15 protein-coding genes are annotated in these 15,058 nt (G+C 61.2%); 4 read left to right on the plus strand and 11 right to left on the minus strand.

Features of this window, described 5'->3' with window-relative positions:
- The 5 genes from R3217_03865 to R3217_03885 all read right to left on the minus strand — a co-directional run bounded on the left by R3217_03865 (nucleotide 1) and on the right by R3217_03885 (nucleotide 4,811).
- Nucleotides 1-369, minus strand: coding sequence for an ATP synthase subunit I (locus R3217_03865; protein MDX1454572.1), 369 nt, complete (start codon nucleotides 367-369; stop codon nucleotides 1-3).
- A 144-nt stretch (nucleotides 370-513) separates the two neighbouring features.
- Nucleotides 514-1,407, minus strand: coding sequence for a ParB/RepB/Spo0J family partition protein (locus R3217_03870; protein ID MDX1454573.1), 894 nt, complete (start codon nucleotides 1,405-1,407; stop codon nucleotides 514-516).
- A 59-nt stretch (nucleotides 1,408-1,466) separates the two neighbouring features.
- Nucleotides 1,467-2,249 (minus strand): AAA family ATPase, encoded by a 783-nt coding sequence (locus R3217_03875; protein ID MDX1454574.1) that lies wholly within the window; start codon nucleotides 2,247-2,249, stop codon nucleotides 1,467-1,469.
- A gap of 74 nt (nucleotides 2,250-2,323) precedes the next feature.
- Nucleotides 2,324-2,959, minus strand: a complete 636-nt coding sequence (rsmG, locus tag R3217_03880) for a 16S rRNA (guanine(527)-N(7))-methyltransferase RsmG (protein ID MDX1454575.1) — start codon at nucleotides 2,957-2,959, stop codon at nucleotides 2,324-2,326.
- A gap of 151 nt (nucleotides 2,960-3,110) precedes the next feature.
- Nucleotides 3,111-4,811 (minus strand): GspE/PulE family protein, encoded by a 1,701-nt coding sequence (locus R3217_03885; GenBank protein MDX1454576.1) that lies wholly within the window; start codon nucleotides 4,809-4,811, stop codon nucleotides 3,111-3,113.
- A 270-nt stretch (nucleotides 4,812-5,081) separates the two neighbouring features.
- Between R3217_03885 and R3217_03890 the strand changes: the two genes are divergently transcribed.
- Nucleotides 5,082-5,681, plus strand: a complete 600-nt coding sequence (locus tag R3217_03890) for a helix-turn-helix transcriptional regulator (protein MDX1454577.1) — start codon at nucleotides 5,082-5,084, stop codon at nucleotides 5,679-5,681.
- A gap of 39 nt (nucleotides 5,682-5,720) precedes the next feature.
- Here R3217_03890 and R3217_03895 read toward each other — a convergent pair whose 3' ends face one another.
- Nucleotides 5,721-7,268, minus strand: a complete 1,548-nt coding sequence (locus R3217_03895; protein ID MDX1454578.1) for a redoxin domain-containing protein — start codon at nucleotides 7,266-7,268, stop codon at nucleotides 5,721-5,723.
- Between the two features lie 159 nt (nucleotides 7,269-7,427).
- On the opposite strand from R3217_03895, the gene R3217_03900 reads away from it, so the two are divergent.
- Complete coding sequence (locus R3217_03900) at nucleotides 7,428-8,141, plus strand: DUF429 domain-containing protein (protein ID MDX1454579.1); 714 nt, start codon at nucleotides 7,428-7,430, stop codon at nucleotides 8,139-8,141.
- Between the two features lie 86 nt (nucleotides 8,142-8,227).
- A complete protein-coding gene (locus R3217_03905) occupies nucleotides 8,228-8,653 on the plus strand; it encodes an MltR family transcriptional regulator (GenBank protein ID MDX1454580.1) in 426 nt (141 codons plus the stop codon).
- A 291-nt stretch (nucleotides 8,654-8,944) separates the two neighbouring features.
- Here R3217_03905 and R3217_03910 read toward each other — a convergent pair whose 3' ends face one another.
- The 5 genes from R3217_03910 to R3217_03930 form a co-directional block, all read right to left on the minus strand.
- Nucleotides 8,945-10,129 (minus strand): heparan-alpha-glucosaminide N-acetyltransferase domain-containing protein, encoded by a 1,185-nt coding sequence (locus tag R3217_03910; GenBank protein MDX1454581.1) that lies wholly within the window; start codon nucleotides 10,127-10,129, stop codon nucleotides 8,945-8,947.
- Between the two features lie 78 nt (nucleotides 10,130-10,207).
- A complete protein-coding gene (locus R3217_03915) occupies nucleotides 10,208-11,287 on the minus strand; it encodes a hemolysin family protein (protein MDX1454582.1) in 1,080 nt (359 codons plus the stop codon).
- 52 nt (nucleotides 11,288-11,339) lie between these two features.
- On the minus strand, nucleotides 11,340-11,762 hold the full coding sequence (locus tag R3217_03920) for a DUF3429 domain-containing protein (GenBank protein MDX1454583.1): 423 nt from the start codon (nucleotides 11,760-11,762) through the stop codon (nucleotides 11,340-11,342).
- Nucleotides 11,759-12,373, minus strand: a complete 615-nt coding sequence (locus R3217_03925) for a LysE family translocator (protein ID MDX1454584.1) — start codon at nucleotides 12,371-12,373, stop codon at nucleotides 11,759-11,761. Before R3217_03925 ends, R3217_03920 begins: the two co-directional genes overlap by 4 nt.
- 67 nt (nucleotides 12,374-12,440) lie before the next feature.
- Nucleotides 12,441-12,983 (minus strand): hypothetical protein, encoded by a 543-nt coding sequence (locus R3217_03930; GenBank protein MDX1454585.1) that lies wholly within the window; start codon nucleotides 12,981-12,983, stop codon nucleotides 12,441-12,443.
- 163 nt (nucleotides 12,984-13,146) lie between these two features.
- On the opposite strand from R3217_03930, the gene R3217_03935 reads away from it, so the two are divergent.
- The coding region (locus R3217_03935) for a hypothetical protein (protein ID MDX1454586.1) at nucleotides 13,147-15,058 on the plus strand (1,912 nt) is incomplete at its 3' end.

A 15,058-nucleotide genomic window follows, 5' to 3' on the forward strand; every position in this document is an offset into this window, starting at 1 on the left:
TCAGTACCCGTCTCCAGATTTCCAGGTTAAGGCCAGGCCATATACGGCCAGGCTCGCCACGAATGTCGTCATCAGCGGAATCCAGACATCCGCCAGGTATATCGCCACCAGCGAAAACAGCGCGGCGGCCATTACGAACTTCAGCATTTCGGCACGCTGGAAAGCTCGCAACATCGCCCGCGGTGACTCCGCGTCGCGACGCATGAAAACCCTTATCGCGAAATACAGGGAGAGTAGAGCCCCGATTGCGCCACCCAGGAATGCCCCCAGGGCTGCTTTTGCCCCGGCCAGCGGCCAGGTGATGGCTGCGCCCGCGATCCCGACGAGGAGCTGTCCTGTAACGATTTTTGCCGGTATGGATTTCAGCACGCGGCAAACCTCGACAGCCCCCTCGGTTGAGCCGCGGAAGTATAAAGATATCTGAATTCCGGTTCAATCCCGGATTGGCGATTTTTCAGGGGTTTTCGCCGCTTTTTGCCGAGGTTTCGGCAGCGCGTCAGTCGCTTAGGCGGCTTACTTGATGTGGCCGATAATGCCGTCCAGCTCGTCCAGGGAGTTGTAGCTGATGACCAGCTTGCCCTTGCCCTTGCCGGACTGCTGCAGCTTGACCGCCGCACCCAGCTTTTCGGTCAGCTCGCTTTCGAGATGGCGGATGTTCGGATCGTCCGTCTTCTTTGCCGCTTTCTTCGGCGTATCACTGCCGGACAGCAGCTTGCGCACCAGCTTCTCGGTCTCGCGCACCGACATGCCGCGGTCCACGACCTGGCGGCCCGCTGTCACCTGGCCGGCGCCCTTGATGCCCAGCAGGGCACGGGCGTGGCCCATTTCCAGCTGGCGCGCCTCGACCATCTGCTTCACGCCTTCCTCGAGTTCCAGCAGGCGCAACAGGTTGGATACCGCGGCGCGAGAGCGGCCCACGGCCTCGGCGGCGGTCTGGTGGGTCATGTCGAATTCGGAAATCAGGCGATTCAGCGCCATCGCCTCTTCCAGCGGATTGAGGTTCTCGCGCTGGATGTTCTCGATGAGGGCCATCGCAATGGCAGCGGAATCCGGCACATTGCGAACCACGGCGGGAATGCTGTGGAGGCCGGCCAGCTGCGCAGCGCGCCAGCGACGTTCACCGGCGACGATCTCGTAGCGACCACCGTCGATCGGGCGGATGACGATCGGCTGGACCACGCCCTGGGCCTTGATGGAGTCAGCCAGCTCCTGCAGTGCTTCCTGCTGGAAATCGTGGCGCGGCTGGTACTTGCCGGACTGCAGCAAGTCGACGGCAACGTCCTTCAGCTCGGCGTCGGGGGCGCGCTCCTTGTCGATCGGCGCATCGCTGCCACTGGACTGCGTCGGCGCACTGCCGGAAATCAGCCCGCTGAGATTGCGTCCCAAACCACGTCTTTTCGCTGCCATTGCCTTGTCCACTTCCCTGGCAGGCCCCGTGGGGCTGCCGAATCAATCAAAACCCGTCGTCAGGCCGACAGGCGTTCCTTCTCTTCGCGGCGAATCATCTCCCCGGCCAGCGCCAGGTAGGAGAGCGCGCCACGGGAGGTCTTGTCATACACCAGTGCCGGAATGCCGTAGCTCGGGGCTTCGGCGAGTCGCACGTTGCGCGGGATCATGGTCCGGTAGACCTTGTCGCCGAAATGCTCGACCAGCTCGGCCGACACGTCGCCAGCCAGGTTGTTGCGCGGATCGTACATGGTGCGCAGCACGCCGACGATCTCCAGCTTCGGGTTCACCGCTTCCTTGATCTGGTCGATGGTATCCATCAGCGCGGCCAGGCCTTCGAGGGCGTAGTACTCGCACTGCATCGGAATCAGCACGCCATCGGCGGCCGTCAGCGAATTCACGGTCAGCATGTTCAGCGACGGCGGGCCGTCGATCAGGATGTAGTCGTAGCGATCCTTGACCGTTTCCAGGGCCTTGCGCAGCCGCGTCTCGCGACCGAATTCATTAATAAGAGTGACTTCGGCATGCGTCAGGTCCGAATTGGCCGGCAGCACGTCGATGTTGGCCTTGTCGGCCGTGACGATGGCTTCGGCAGCGGTCGCCTCGTTCAGCAGCACGTCACAGGCTGTCTTGTCGATGGCATGCTTGTCGATGCCGGCGCCCATGGTGGCATTGCCCTGCGGGTCCAGGTCCACCAGCAGCACCCGGCGCTTGGTAGCCGCCAGCGACGCCGCAAGGTTGATCGCAGTGGTCGTCTTGCCGACGCCACCTTTCTGGTTGGTAATTGCGTAAATCTTGCCCATAGGAGGCTGTGTTCCTGTCTGTCCCGCCTGCAGCTGTGCGGCGGCCCCTGCCCCGGGGAATTCACCTGTCTCGCTCATGGCGAGCCGGTCAATCGGATGTCCAACAAATGTCTTTCGGCGTCCAGTCCCGGTACTACCAGGGGGTGACTGGCCTGCACGCGGGCCCTCGCGGGCAGCGCCTTGACCTCGTCTTCCGGGTAAGCCCCTTTCATCGCCAGCAAGCTTCCCCCATCGGCGACCAGGTGCTCTGTGCCGGCCACGAAATCGGCCAGCGATGCGAACGCACGGGAGATTACGTTAGCAAAGGGCCGGTCCGGGTGGTAGTCCGAATCCCGGCAATGCACCACTGTCACGTTCTTCAATCCCAGTTCCAGCACGGCCTGCTGACAGAAGCGCGTTTTCTTGATATTCGAGTCCAGCAGGGTAATTTCCCGCTCGGGCTGCAACATGGCCAGCGGAATGCCCGGCAGGCCGGCCCCGGTGCCGACATCGGCCAGCGACCCGGCCGGCAGCAATGGCGCCACCACCAGGCTGTCCAGCAGGTGCAGCGTGACCATCTCGCCAGCATCCCTGATCGCCGTCAGGTTGTAAGCCTTGTTCCACTTTTCCAGCAGGCCGATGTAGCGCTCCAGCCCGGCCTGCAAGGCCGGCTCGGTCAGCGCCAGCGCTGCCAGGCCTTCTTCAAGCTTCTGTTGCCACTCCATTGCCATCTCGAATGCTGTCAGCCGCCTCGAAAGGGCGGCAAGTATACCTGAGTAAATCTTGCTCAGGTGTAGGAATTCACTGGCAAATGCCGTCACGGCGAGGACAACGGGGAGCCCCGCCAGTACAGCGGGGCACGGCAGGGGTCGCGAGCGCCGATCAGGCGCCGGGATCGGGCGGCGGTACGACCCGCAGGACTTCCTCGGCCGTGGTCAGGCCGGCGGCAACCTTCTGCGCACCGCGCAGGCGAAGTGGGCGCATGCCCGCTTTCTGGGCCGTCTTGCGAACGGTCTCCAGCGGCGCATCGGCACCGATCAGCTCCTTCACCTCGGGCGTGACCTGCAGCATCTCGTAGATGCCCACGCGCCCCCGGAAACCGGTGTTGCGGCACTCCAGGCAGCCAACGGGCTCGTTGACCTGTGCCGGCTTCTTGATCTTCCAGCCGCGGGTCAGCGCTTCCCATTCCGGATCGCCGATCTCGGCCGGCCGCTTGCAGTTCGGGCACAGCGTGCGAATCAACCGCTGCGCAATGATCCCCAGCAGCGAGGAGTGCAGCATGTAGCCCGGGACGCCCAGGTCGCGCAGGCGGGTCAGCGACGAGGGTGCATCGTTGGTATGCAGGGTGGACAGCACCAGGTGGCCGGTCAGCGCCGCCTGCACCGCCATTTCGGCCGTATGGCCGTCACGAATCTCGCCGATCATGATGATGTCGGGGTCCTGCCGGAGCAGGGTGCGAATGCCATCGGCAAAACCCAGCTCGAGCGCGTCATTGGCCTGCATCTGGTTGAAGCTGGGCTCGATCAGTTCGATCGGGTCTTCGACCGTGCAGACATTCACTTCCGGCCTGGCCAGGCGCTTCAGCGTCGAATACAGCGTCGTGGTCTTGCCGGAGCCGGTCGGCCCGGTCACCAGCACGATGCCGTTCGGCTGTTTCGTCATGTGCTCCCAGGTAGCCTCGTCCTGCGGATCGAAACCGAGCTGGGTGAAATCCTTCAGCAACACCTCGGGATCGAAAATGCGCATCACCAGCTTCTCACCGAAGGCTGTCGGCATGGTCGACATGCGCAACTCTATTTCGCCACCGTCGGGGTCGCGGGTCTTGATGCGACCGTCCTGCGGCCGGCGCTTCTCGGCGATGTCCATGCGCGCCAGGATCTTGAGGCGGCTGGTGACCGGCGTCAGGACCGCAGTCGGCAACTGGTAAACGTCGTGCAGCACGCCATCGATGCGGAAACGGATGTTGCCGAACTCGCGGCGCGGTTCGATATGGATGTCCGAGGCGCGTTGCTCGAAGGCGTATTGCAGCAACCAGTCGACGATGGAAACGATGTGCTGGTCGTTCGCTTCCAGCTTGCCGGAGCGGGACAGCTCCATGAGCTGCTCCAGCGATTGTGCTCCACCACGCTTGTTGCCGGAATCCTTCTCGGCGCCAAACACGGACTTGGCCATGTTGTAGAACTCGATCCGGAAGCGTCCGATGTCCTCGGGGTTTGCCAGCACACAGCGAATCGGCTTGCCCTGCAGCTGAGACAGTTCCTTGTTCCAGCTCTGCAGGAAGGGCTCGGCAGTGGCGACCAGGATTTCCTTGTCGCGCACTTCCACCGGCAGGGCATTGAATCGCTCGGCATAGGCGTAAGGCATGACTTCGCAGGCGCGAGCCACGTCGAGGCGCAACGGATCGACGTGATAGCACTCGAGATCCAGCCTGTTCGCAAGCCATTCGGTCAGTGCATCGAGGGTCAGGCGCTTGCCCGATTCAGGATGCTGCCAGTTGCGCTCGGCAATCACCGTCAGCGGGTGGCGGCCGGGAAAGCGGTGCGCCAGGTCGCGCATGATGTCCAGTTGCTCTTGGCTGGCCATGCGGTCCTCCGCGAGCCAGTCCAGGATCTCGGTCATTTCCAGCTTGCGGTCTTTCAAGGCAACACCTTTGATAATGCGGCAGTCAAGAATGACCCGTTCATTCTACGCAGCCCAGGGAAGATTCCGAAAACTCTTTGCTTTTCTCCCCGGGAATCCGCTCTATTCCTGAGGATTCATCGTTATTCTTGCATTATTCACGCCCGAGATGATTCTTATTCCAAGGGCAGGCAGGAAAACTTGCAGCCTCTTGAAACCACCAAGGAGATGCAAATGTCACTGGGAACCAATCTCAAGCACTGGCGACAGGTTCGCGGCCTGACCCAACCCGAGCTCGCCGAGCGCGCCGAGATCGAGCAATCCTATCTTTCCAAGCTGGAGAACGATCGCTCGCAGGCCTCGGAGGGGGTGCTCGATCGCCTGGCAACCGCACTGGAAATAGACCTCGACACCCTGCAGCGAGACCCCACCCGCAATGGCCAGTTGAAGAAAGCGGTGATTGCCGCCGCACTGGTCCTCGGCCTGCTTGGCAGCGGCTTCTACGCCGGCTATTCGCTGTCGGATTACGAGGTCCGCAAGGTCAGCAAGGACGCAGAGCGCGTCGCGACCGTCTGGTCGCTGGCACCGGATGGCGTTCATGTCATGGGAGTGGGCTCGTACAAGGAAGGCCTGCAACGCGTTCATGGTCGCTTTGCCGAACCCGAGGACAGCACGCAGGTACAGGTCTATGCGGCGCGCCTGTTGCGCGAAGGCGTTCTCGGCACGGAGCTCGAGGAAATCTTCATCACGCCCGAGAACAAGCACTTTTCGATAACCATCAAGGGTGATCCCGTGGAGTCGCAGCACGCCACCGCGGCCGAACCTGCCGAGTGATTCGCAGGGCCAGCGGGCGAAGGCCCGCTGGCACCTCCGCTATTCGGCAATCTCCAGCTCTGCCAGCTCGCCCGTTGCAAAGTCATACACCATGATGCGGTGCTGGTTGGTGTCGGCAATGTAGAGCCTGTTGTTGGCGAAGTGCAGGCCACCAGGTTCGAATAGCTCGCCCTTGCCCCCGATCAAGGTGCGGGAGGTCCGCTCCGCGGGATCGACGACCTTGATCTTGTCGTTGTAGGTATCCGCGACATACAGCACGCCGTTGGCATAAGTCACGCCGAGCGGATGCTGCAGGCGGACATGATCGCCCTTGCCATCGACATCGCCGAAATCGAACAGGCCGGTACCGACAATGGTGTTCATGCGATTGTTGTCGAAGTCGATGTAGCGAATCGCGCTGGCCTCGCTGTCTGCAAAGAACAGCTGCTTGCCATCGGTCGCCAGGCCACTCGGCTGGTTCAGGCCACCCTCGAGACGCCGACCATCCTGCAGGGCTTCGCGTCCCGAACCGGCGTAGCGTTCGAGAACATCGTTCTGTGGATCGAGGCGCCACAACTGATGCTGGCCGGCCATGGCGATGAAAAGATCGCCGTCATGCCAGAGCACGTCCCAGGGTGAATTGAGTGGCGTACCGCCGGCGGCATACCGGGCCCTGGTCATGTAAATCTGCTCGCCGGTACCGGCCAGTGTCTCTACCTCGCCGCTGTCGAGATGGATGCGGCGGATGGCACTGTTCAGGGTGTCGGCGACATAGAGCCGGCCATTGCCATCCAGGGCCAGCCCCTGCGGCTGCCGGAAACGCGCATCGGAAGCGGCGCCATCGGCAAGTCCCGGTTCGCCGGTGCCGAAAATACGCTTAAGCTTGCCGGCGAGGTCCGTCTCCAGGATGCGATGATTGTTGGAATCGGCGATGTAGATGTGACGCCCATTGGCGATGACCTTGCCAGGGAAGCGCAGGAACGTATCCGGCTCCGGCGCGGGCCCGAATGGCAGCGGCGTGCGATCGATGGCATCCCGCGCTTCGAAGGTTTCGAGCAGGCGCGTGATGGCATCGTCCAGCAATTCGTAATGGCCCTCGCCTGCTACCTTGCCGACCACGTTGCCCGCCGGATCGATCAGCACCAGCGTTGGCCAGGCGCGAGCCCCATACGACGTCCAGATGGCAAAACCTCGGTCATTGACGATCGGTTCGTCGCGCTCGTAGCGTTGCGCGATCATGCGTATCCGGCGCGTGTCCCCCTCGGAGGCGAACTTGGCCGAATGCACGCCCACCACCACCAACGCGTCGCCATGCTTCGCCATCAGTCGCTTCAGGTCGGGGATGATGTGGTAGCAATTGATGCAGCCATAGGTCCAGAAATCGAGCAGCACGACCTTGCCGCGCAGGTCCTCCAGGCTGAGGGGCTCACCGTTGGTATTGATCCAGTCGAGCCCCTCGGGAAAGTCGGGCGCGGCCGCCGTGCCTGCAAGCTCTGGCGCGACCACCGCGGCTCGCAGCGAACCGCCATTGGGCCACCAGGCCGCCAGAATCACGGCTGTGGCACAAAGGGCGGCTATCAGGCTGTTGCGGATCCAGGGACTGGCCATGAGGGGCTCCGGGCGCGGAATGACTGGGATTCAGCCTACCAAGACCGGCGGTCGGGGCGGCATATTTCAGCCTGGAGGGGGACGGGAGGGCAGGCGTCGCCTGCGATCACAACAGCAGGATGTTAGGGTGGCAGGATAACTTTCTCCAACGGAGCAATGATGTCCAAAGTATCTGCCATCGGCGTTGATGGCTGTCCGGCCGGCTGGATTGCCGTCCACGAGCACGGCGGTGACTTCGATTTTGTCGTCGAAGAACATTTCGAAGCCCTTGCGGAACGGTTTCCGACAGCCTTCATCGGTATCGACATTCCCATCGGCCTGCCCGACAAGGACGCTCGCGCCTGTGACCTCGAAGCACGAAAGCGCCTCAAGCCACGCGGCTCGACCGTGTTTCCGGCGCCCTTGCGTGCTGCAGTAAATGCCAGTAGCTACGAAGAAGCCTGCGCCATTCGCGAGAAAATCGAGGGCAAGCGCTACAGTCGCCAGGTCTGGAACATCATGCCGAAGATCGCCGAGGTCGATGCCTGCCTCAGGAAGAACGACTCCGTCCGCGGCCGAACCTACGAGGTGCACCCGGAGCTGTCGTTTGCCCACATGAACCAGGAATCCCCGGTGCTGCACTCAAAACGCACACCGGAAGGCCAGGAAGAAAGACTCGGGCTGCTGACACTGGCATGGCGCCGCGAATGGCTGGACGCGATGCTGTCGAAGCTCGAAGAGAACTACCATCGGAAGGACGTCAATGCCGATGACCTGATCGATGCCGTTGCCTGCCTCTGGACGGCGCAGCGCATTCTTTCCTGGCAGTCCGGCTGGGTTGGTGGTCCCGAGCACCGCGATGCCCACGACCTGCCGATGGCCATCTATATTTGAAGCCATCGATATCCAGACACGCTGCGCCGCTCCCTGGAGTGACCCGCAGCCGGGCATGATCGCGGGTCGGCCACGGGGGTAAGGGCTTGGACAAGCAAGCATTGATCGAACAGTTCAAGGCCGAGTCCGACCGGGCCGCGGCCTTGCTCGCCGCCAGCTACCTGGACGAATGCCTGAAGCGGCGCCTGCTCGATCACTTCAGCAGTCGCAAGACAGGGCTGGAGCTGCTGGATGGCCCGCTGGCGCCACTGGGCAGCTTTTCAGCCCGCAGCAAGGCCTGTCACGCACTGGGGCTCATCGATGGCCAGACCTATCGGGACCTCAACAGCCTGCGCAACATCCGCAATGAATTCGGTCACAGCTGGAAAGAGGGTGATTTCGACATGCCCAGGGTGGCAAAGCTGTGTCGGAAACTGACCTGGCATGGTGATCCGGAGGCACAAGCCTGGGCCACGCCGCGCGAACGCTTCAACCAACTGGCATTCCAATTGTTCGATGCGCTCGGCGATTGAAACCGCCGGCTAATGCCGTTTTTTCTTCGGCGCCGCGGTATCCGGCAGGGAACAGTCGAGTGACGTGGCGCGCCAGCGACGATAGCTGCACAAGCGCTCCAGCAGGCTGTCCCAATGAGGATGCGGCGAGTCGGCATCAACCGGCTTTTCGATCGGTACTCGTTTTGGCCGATGTTCACCCATGACTGCCTCTGTTATCTCCGGCTCTATATCCTTTGATGCATGAAACCCGGTTTTGGTTTCCAATTCGTGGCAAGAACATGAAACTTCTGCTGCTGCAGGACAGCATGCTCAAAGGTAGCTAAGCCACCAGTCCTTGCGACGACGCTTCAGTGCCGCGTACCAGCGGCAGGGAAAATACAGGACCACGATGACGCCCACCCAGGCTGCATACACGACCAGCAAGCTCTGGCTGTACTCCGGCGGATAGGCCTGCGGTGGCGCGAACTGCCAGCCAGCGGACCCGTAACGCAGGACCAGGTAGATGGCGGCCGTCGCATGGATCAGCGGCAGGTGGATGACGTAATAGAAGAACGGCACGCGGCCGAACACGCTGATCATGTCGACCGCCTTGCCGCGCAGGCCTTCCATCCACGGCATCAACATCAAGGCCGGGCCGATGGTCATCAGCAGGAAGTGCAGCGAAGGCGGATATTTCTCGACGTTCAGGAAACTGATCAAAGCGGCCTCGAAACCGCCACTGCTGTCCCAGGCCACCGGGTCGCCATACAGTCCGAACAGGCGCAGCACGATGTACAGCATGGTCATCGCCAGGCCGATCTTGAACGTCGGGCCGAACCAGCCACCATTCGGATGGCTGGTGATGAGGCTGCCGAAGGCATAGCCCAGCATGATGACACCGATCCACGGCACCAGCGGATAGGCAATGAAAAGGCTCCAGCTGCCGCCAAGAATGGGCAGGAAATTCTGCTCGTGCACCAGCATCCAGAGAATCGCGTAGTCACCGAACTGCTGTGACGCAATGCCATCGAGCAGGTTGTGACCAAACACCAGCAACAGGCCCAGTACAGCGATGGCGCGTACCCCCAGCGGCAGGACCAGGCCCAGCACGATCATCGAGCAGCCAATTGCCCAGATCACCTGCAGGAAGGAGAAGGGCATCTGCCAGACGGCGCCCCAGCTCATGTTCACGACAGTCACTTCGATGACGACCAGCCACAGGCCGCGGGTGATCAGGAATTTCTGCAACTCGCCCTGCGAGCAGCCCGTGTTGCTGCGGTAGAGCCACGCGCTGGTGCCGGCAAGGAATACGAAGACGGGTGCGCAGAAGTGGGTGATCCAGCGCGTCAGGAACAAGGCCATGCCCGGCTCGTCCATGTCTTCCGGCTGGGCCGGCAGCGGCCCCCAGAAATCGCGCACGTGATCGAGCGCCATGATGATCATCACCAGGCCGCGTAACAGGTCGATGGAGTGAATGCGCTCCTTGAGCGGTGGCGCGGCCATGGTCTGCGACATGCTGTTGTCCCCGATGCGTGGCCGTTCTCGGCCTTTATTGTTGCATCAAGGATAGAACATCAACGGCTCTGCCGCGGCCTAATCTTCCCTCTCGAGGTCATCCAGCAAGCCGAGTCGCTGCGCGCGTTCTTCCCACTGCTGGCGAGCAAGGTGCTGCATGTCGGCCGCATTGTCGAGTTCGTCGACGATCTCCATGCCCAGCAGGGTTTCGATCACGTCCTCCATGGTGACAATGCCCGACATGCCGCCAAATTCGTCGACCACCAGCGCAATGTGCTCGCGCTGCTCGAGGAAGCGGTTGAACAGGTCCGGAATCGGTGCGCTTTCGTGCACTACCAGCATGTCGCGCTTGATCGAGCCGACAGTGGTATCGCCCTGGTCCTCGACCAGGTGTCGCAGCAGTTCGTCCTTGCGGACGAAGCCGGTGATGTCCTCCTGGCTTTCACCCTTGTAGACGGGTATGCGCGAAAAACGAAAATCCCGATTGCTCTCGTAGAATTCGCGCAGGGTGATTTCTTCCGAAATCACCTTCACTACCGGCCGCGGCGTCATGACATCGCGCGCGCGCACCGAATCGAAGCGCAGCAGGTTGTTGATGATCTCGGTTTCGCCTCGCTCGAACACGCCCTGCTTGGCACCGATCTCCGCCATTGCGACGAAATCGGAGCGCGAAAAGATGCTGGCTTCCTTGTCCTTCTTCAGCAGGCGCGTGATCAGCTGGCTGAACCAGACCAGCGGCCAAAGCAGGAAAATGATCACTCGCAGCGATGCCACCGTGAAAGGTGCCAGCTCCTTCCAGAAGTTCGCGCCTATGGTCTTCGGAATGATTTCGGACAGGATGAGAATGCCCAGGGTCATGGCAACGGGCACGACCAGGCCGGTAATCAGGGGATTGGATTCAGCCCATATAAGGGTTGCCTGCTCGCCCACGCCGATCGCGCCGATGGTATGTGCGATCGTGTTCAGGGTCAGTATCGCGGCCAGCGGCCGGTCGATGTTCTGCTTGAACTTCTTCAAGCGCTTGCCGAGCACAGTGCCTTCTTCCAGCTTGATCTGCGCATAGGATGGCGTGATCGACAGCAGTACCGCTTCCCACAAGGAGCACAGGAAGGAGGTGCAGATGGCGATCAGGAAATACGTGATCAACAGGGACATCATGGCTTGGCATTCACCGCTTGGTAGTAAAAAGAGAGAGTAACAACGCAGCCGCTCAAGCGGCCAGCAAAAACGCCCAGCCCAGCAGGGCGAGTACCACGAAAGCGGTCAGCAGGATGCGCAAGCGCCAGTACCAGCGCGGCAGGCGACCCGCCTGCACATGCCACCAGTCGCTGGCCAGGATTGCCAGGAAGGCCACCACCAGTACTTCCGATGCCTGGTTGCGCGGCACGATGAAAGCCAGCACCGCCCATAGCGCGGGCAGCACGGATACGCCGTACACCGCCCAGCCGCGCGGGGTGTTGGTGGCGACGCCCATGCCCCATTGCACGCCCGCCATGAAGCCTGCAATCACGACCGCGTAGGCAAGAAATGCATCCAAGGGCAACCAGCCCCTTACAGCAGGCAGCAAGGGCGCATAGAAGGGAATCAGCCCGGCGAGGCCAAGCAACAGGGCAGAGCGTGGGATGTCTTTCATGCTTTCAGGATGGGATAAAGCGAGGCGACGAGCAATATCCCCATGCTGATATTGAAGACTCGCTGCTGGCGCGGCGTCGACAGCACGTGGCCGATGGCCTGGCCGAACAGTGTCCAGGTGCTCGAGCTCGAGAATCCGATGACGATGGCCGCGAGCACCATATAAAAGAGCTGCATGGCGTAACCATCAAGGGTGGTGAACGCGGCCACCGCACTGACATTCACGGTCCAGGCCTTGGGGTTCACCCACTGGAAGGCGGCAGCCTGCAGGAAGGTCAGCGGTTTGCCCTGCTTTTCCTCGGCGGCGTGTTCCTGTTCCTCCAGGTTCTGCGGCGGCGTGCTGCCGATCTTCCAGGCGAGGAACAGCAGATAGGCGCAGCCGGCTACTTTCAGCGCGGTATGCGCTGCCGGATAGGTCGTGAACAGCTGGCCGAAGCCCAGGCCCACCGATACCAGCAGGACGGGAAACCCGAAGGCGATGCCCAGCAGGTGCGGAATGGTGCGGCGATAGCCGAAATTGGCACCGGAGGCAGACACCATCACGTTGTTCGGCCCCGGCGTGAATGCCGCCACGGAGGCAAAGATGACGTAGGCAATGAAATTCTCGGTCAAGCCAATGGCTCCCGTAGCAAGGTCCAGCTGGAAACGAGCGAACGTCCTTTATTAAGGATGGATCGCGTCAGGAAAATTCGGCTTTGATGACCGGCGTATTCAGTTTCCAGGCAATCCATGCAAAGAGCCCGCTGAACGCCAGCGCGATGGCAATGCTGACAAACTTCATCATCTGCTGGACCCGGTGAAAGCTGTCCGTCATGTTGTCGGTGGTTGCGGTTGCATCATCAATGGCGCCCATCACGAAGTTCATGCCAAGAATCCCGCCCAGCTGCCAGACAATGGCGAACACCATCAGACCGATGAACAGTAGCCGTGCCCAGTTCTTGCGGAAATAGAGATTGATGGCGGCCACGAAGGTCATCGTGAAGACGATCAGCATGAACAGGAAGAAGTACGGCATGAAACGGAGCATCCAGGCCGAACCCTGTTGCGCAGCGGCGTTTGCCGATGCGGTGACCTGCTCATCGAAGACCGGGAACAGCGTCCACACCATGATGTTCTGGGCAATGCCAATCAGCATGGCCAGGCCTGCCATGACAATGAACAGCCAGGCGATGACATCGACAAAGGTGGAGCGTGGCTGGTAGGTGTTTTCAGCGGCGGTCATCTTGTCTCCTGCTCGTTCGCGATTGCCTGAAAGCTAACAGATGCGCTGCAGGATATTAAGCATCGCATCAGGCTTTCCTCGGTAAGTGCGGCTCCGGCTCTACTACACTGAGACAAGTGCCGGATCGCAGGGATGAAGGCACGAATGTCGCTAGGGGGGCTGAATGGGTTTCTGGAAGGAATTGCGCGAACGCAAGGTCGTCAGGGTTGCGGTCATCTATGCCGTCACGGCGTGGCTGCTCGCGCAGGTCGCCGGCCTGGCCCTGCCCGTCTTCGAAGCCCCCGACTGGGTGCTGAAGACCCTGTTCTTCATCCTGCTAATGGGTTTCCCGATTTCACTGATTCTCGCCTGGGCGCTCGAATTGACGCCTGACGGCGTCAAGGTCAGCGGGCCGGCTGTCGGCCAAAAGCGCCTCTACACCTTTGCCGCCCTGGTCATGGCGGGCATTGCCATCGGCTACTTCGGCTCGAACCTCTCTTCTGATTCGCCAGATAACGACGGCAACACCTCGATTGCCGTGCTGCCCTTCCTCGATCTTTCTGCTGCCGGTGACCAGGCCTACTTTGCCGAAGGGCTTTCCGAGCAACTGCTCGACCTGCTGGCCCGCAACACGCAATTGAAAGTCGCTGCACGTACTTCCTCGTTCCAGTTCAAAAGCGAACCCGGCGATGTGAAGCGTATCGGTGAACTGCTTAATGTGAATTACCTGGTCGAGGGCAGCGTGCGTCGCGACAGCGACCAGGTGCGAATCACGGCGCAGCTGATCGACACGCGCTCTGGTTATCACGAGTGGAGCGAGACCTACACGCGCAGCATGACCGGTATCTTTGCCTTGCAGGATGAAATCTCCCGCGCTATCGCCGACGAGCTTGAGACCCGCTTTGGCGTCGACGGCCAATCCCCGACGCTGAAGCAGGAAATCTCACCCGCCGCCTATGATGAATACCTGCTGGGCCGGCACCTGATGGTTCAGCGCACGGGAGAAAGCCTGGAGGCTGCTGTAGATCATTTCGAGCGCGCGGTCGCCATCGAACCCGAGTACGGCAAGGCCTATGCCCAGCTGACCATCTGCATCTGGTTGCTGTATTCCGGCGGCTACGGGGAATTCGCACCGGATGTTGTCATCGAACGCGGTGGCAATTACCTGCGCCTGGCACAACGTTACGCACCCGGCGAACCGGAAACCCTGGCGGCCTCCGCGGCTATCCAGGTGTATGACGGTATCGATGTGGAAGAAGCCATCAGGGACCTGGAAACGGCCTTGAAGAAAAACCCGTCCTACCTGGAGGCAGCCGTATGGCTGGCGCGTGGGCTGGACGACATCAATCCGCAACGCGCACTGGTCGTTCTTGAAGAGGCCATCCAGCGCGACCCCTTGAACTTCCTGGTAGCCGCGAACCTGACCGAGGAATTCATAAAGCGGGATCGCTTCGATGACGCCGAGAAACTTGCGCAGAAATTCCTGGCCATTGGAGACCAGCGCGGCCACCAGCTGCTAGGACGGATTCGCATGGCGCAGCACCGTTATGCCGATGCGGCGCGCCATACCCTGACGGCCCATGCCAGCGAAAAGGGCACGCTGTGGGATTTGCGCGGTGTCTCCAGCCTGCTTAATCGCGCAGGCCAGCTCGAGCTCATGGTCAGCCTGCCGCTGCCCGGCCTTTACGTGCCTCGAGCCATGCTGGGAGAACCCGACGTCATTGAAGACTTGAAGAGCCTTCCTGTCAGCCAGGTGAGAAGCGCAGATATGATGTTGGTGCACGCCATCGAGAAGGATTGGGCTGCTTCCGTCGCTACCGTAGATCAGGCCGGCGAATATGGCCTTGCATCTATGAGCCCATTCGAAAAGTTCATGTTCGGCGCCGTGTTGAAAAATGCGGGCGAGGATGGCCGCGCCGAAACCGTCTTTGAAAATGCCGTTGCCGGTTTCGAGCAGGAAAACAAGCGCCTTGTGACTGCCGGCATCAATATCGAGCGCGACCTGTCGCAGGCCGAATACATGGTGGCTTGCGGAAAGCACCAGGTCGACGCCTGCCTGGATGCGCTGGAGACTGCCGAGGAGAAGGTCCACCTCA

This window comes from Gammaproteobacteria bacterium (assembly GCA_033720895.1).
In the GTDB taxonomy this organism is placed as follows: Bacteria; Pseudomonadota; Gammaproteobacteria; order Natronospirales; family JAJUFS01; genus JAWWBS01.

Bases quoted from the DNA above. Each gene is read 5' to 3' on its own strand.
- R3217_03930 (MDX1454585.1), bottom strand. From the start codon at position 12,983: ATGACCGCCGCTGAAAACACCTACCAGCCACGCTCCACCTTTGTCGAT.
- R3217_03890 (MDX1454577.1), top strand. From the start codon at position 5,082: ATGTCACTGGGAACCAATCTCAAGCACTGGCGACAGGTTCGCGGCCTG.
- rsmG (MDX1454575.1), bottom strand. From the start codon at position 2,959: ATGGCAATGGAGTGGCAACAGAAGCTTGAAGAAGGCCTGGCAGCGCTG.
- R3217_03870 (MDX1454573.1), bottom strand. From the start codon at position 1,407: ATGGCAGCGAAAAGACGTGGTTTGGGACGCAATCTCAGCGGGCTGATT.
- R3217_03910 (MDX1454581.1), bottom strand. From the start codon at position 10,129: ATGTCGCAGACCATGGCCGCGCCACCGCTCAAGGAGCGCATTCACTCC.
- R3217_03885 (MDX1454576.1), bottom strand. From the start codon at position 4,811: ATGGCCAGCCAAGAGCAACTGGACATCATGCGCGACCTGGCGCACCGC.
- R3217_03900 (MDX1454579.1), top strand. From the start codon at position 7,428: ATGTCCAAAGTATCTGCCATCGGCGTTGATGGCTGTCCGGCCGGCTGG.
- R3217_03875 (MDX1454574.1), bottom strand. From the start codon at position 2,249: ATGGGCAAGATTTACGCAATTACCAACCAGAAAGGTGGCGTCGGCAAG.
- R3217_03915 (MDX1454582.1), bottom strand. From the start codon at position 11,287: ATGATGTCCCTGTTGATCACGTATTTCCTGATCGCCATCTGCACCTCC.
- R3217_03895 (MDX1454578.1), bottom strand. From the start codon at position 7,268: ATGGCCAGTCCCTGGATCCGCAACAGCCTGATAGCCGCCCTTTGTGCC.
- R3217_03920 (MDX1454583.1), bottom strand. From the start codon at position 11,762: ATGAAAGACATCCCACGCTCTGCCCTGTTGCTTGGCCTCGCCGGGCTG.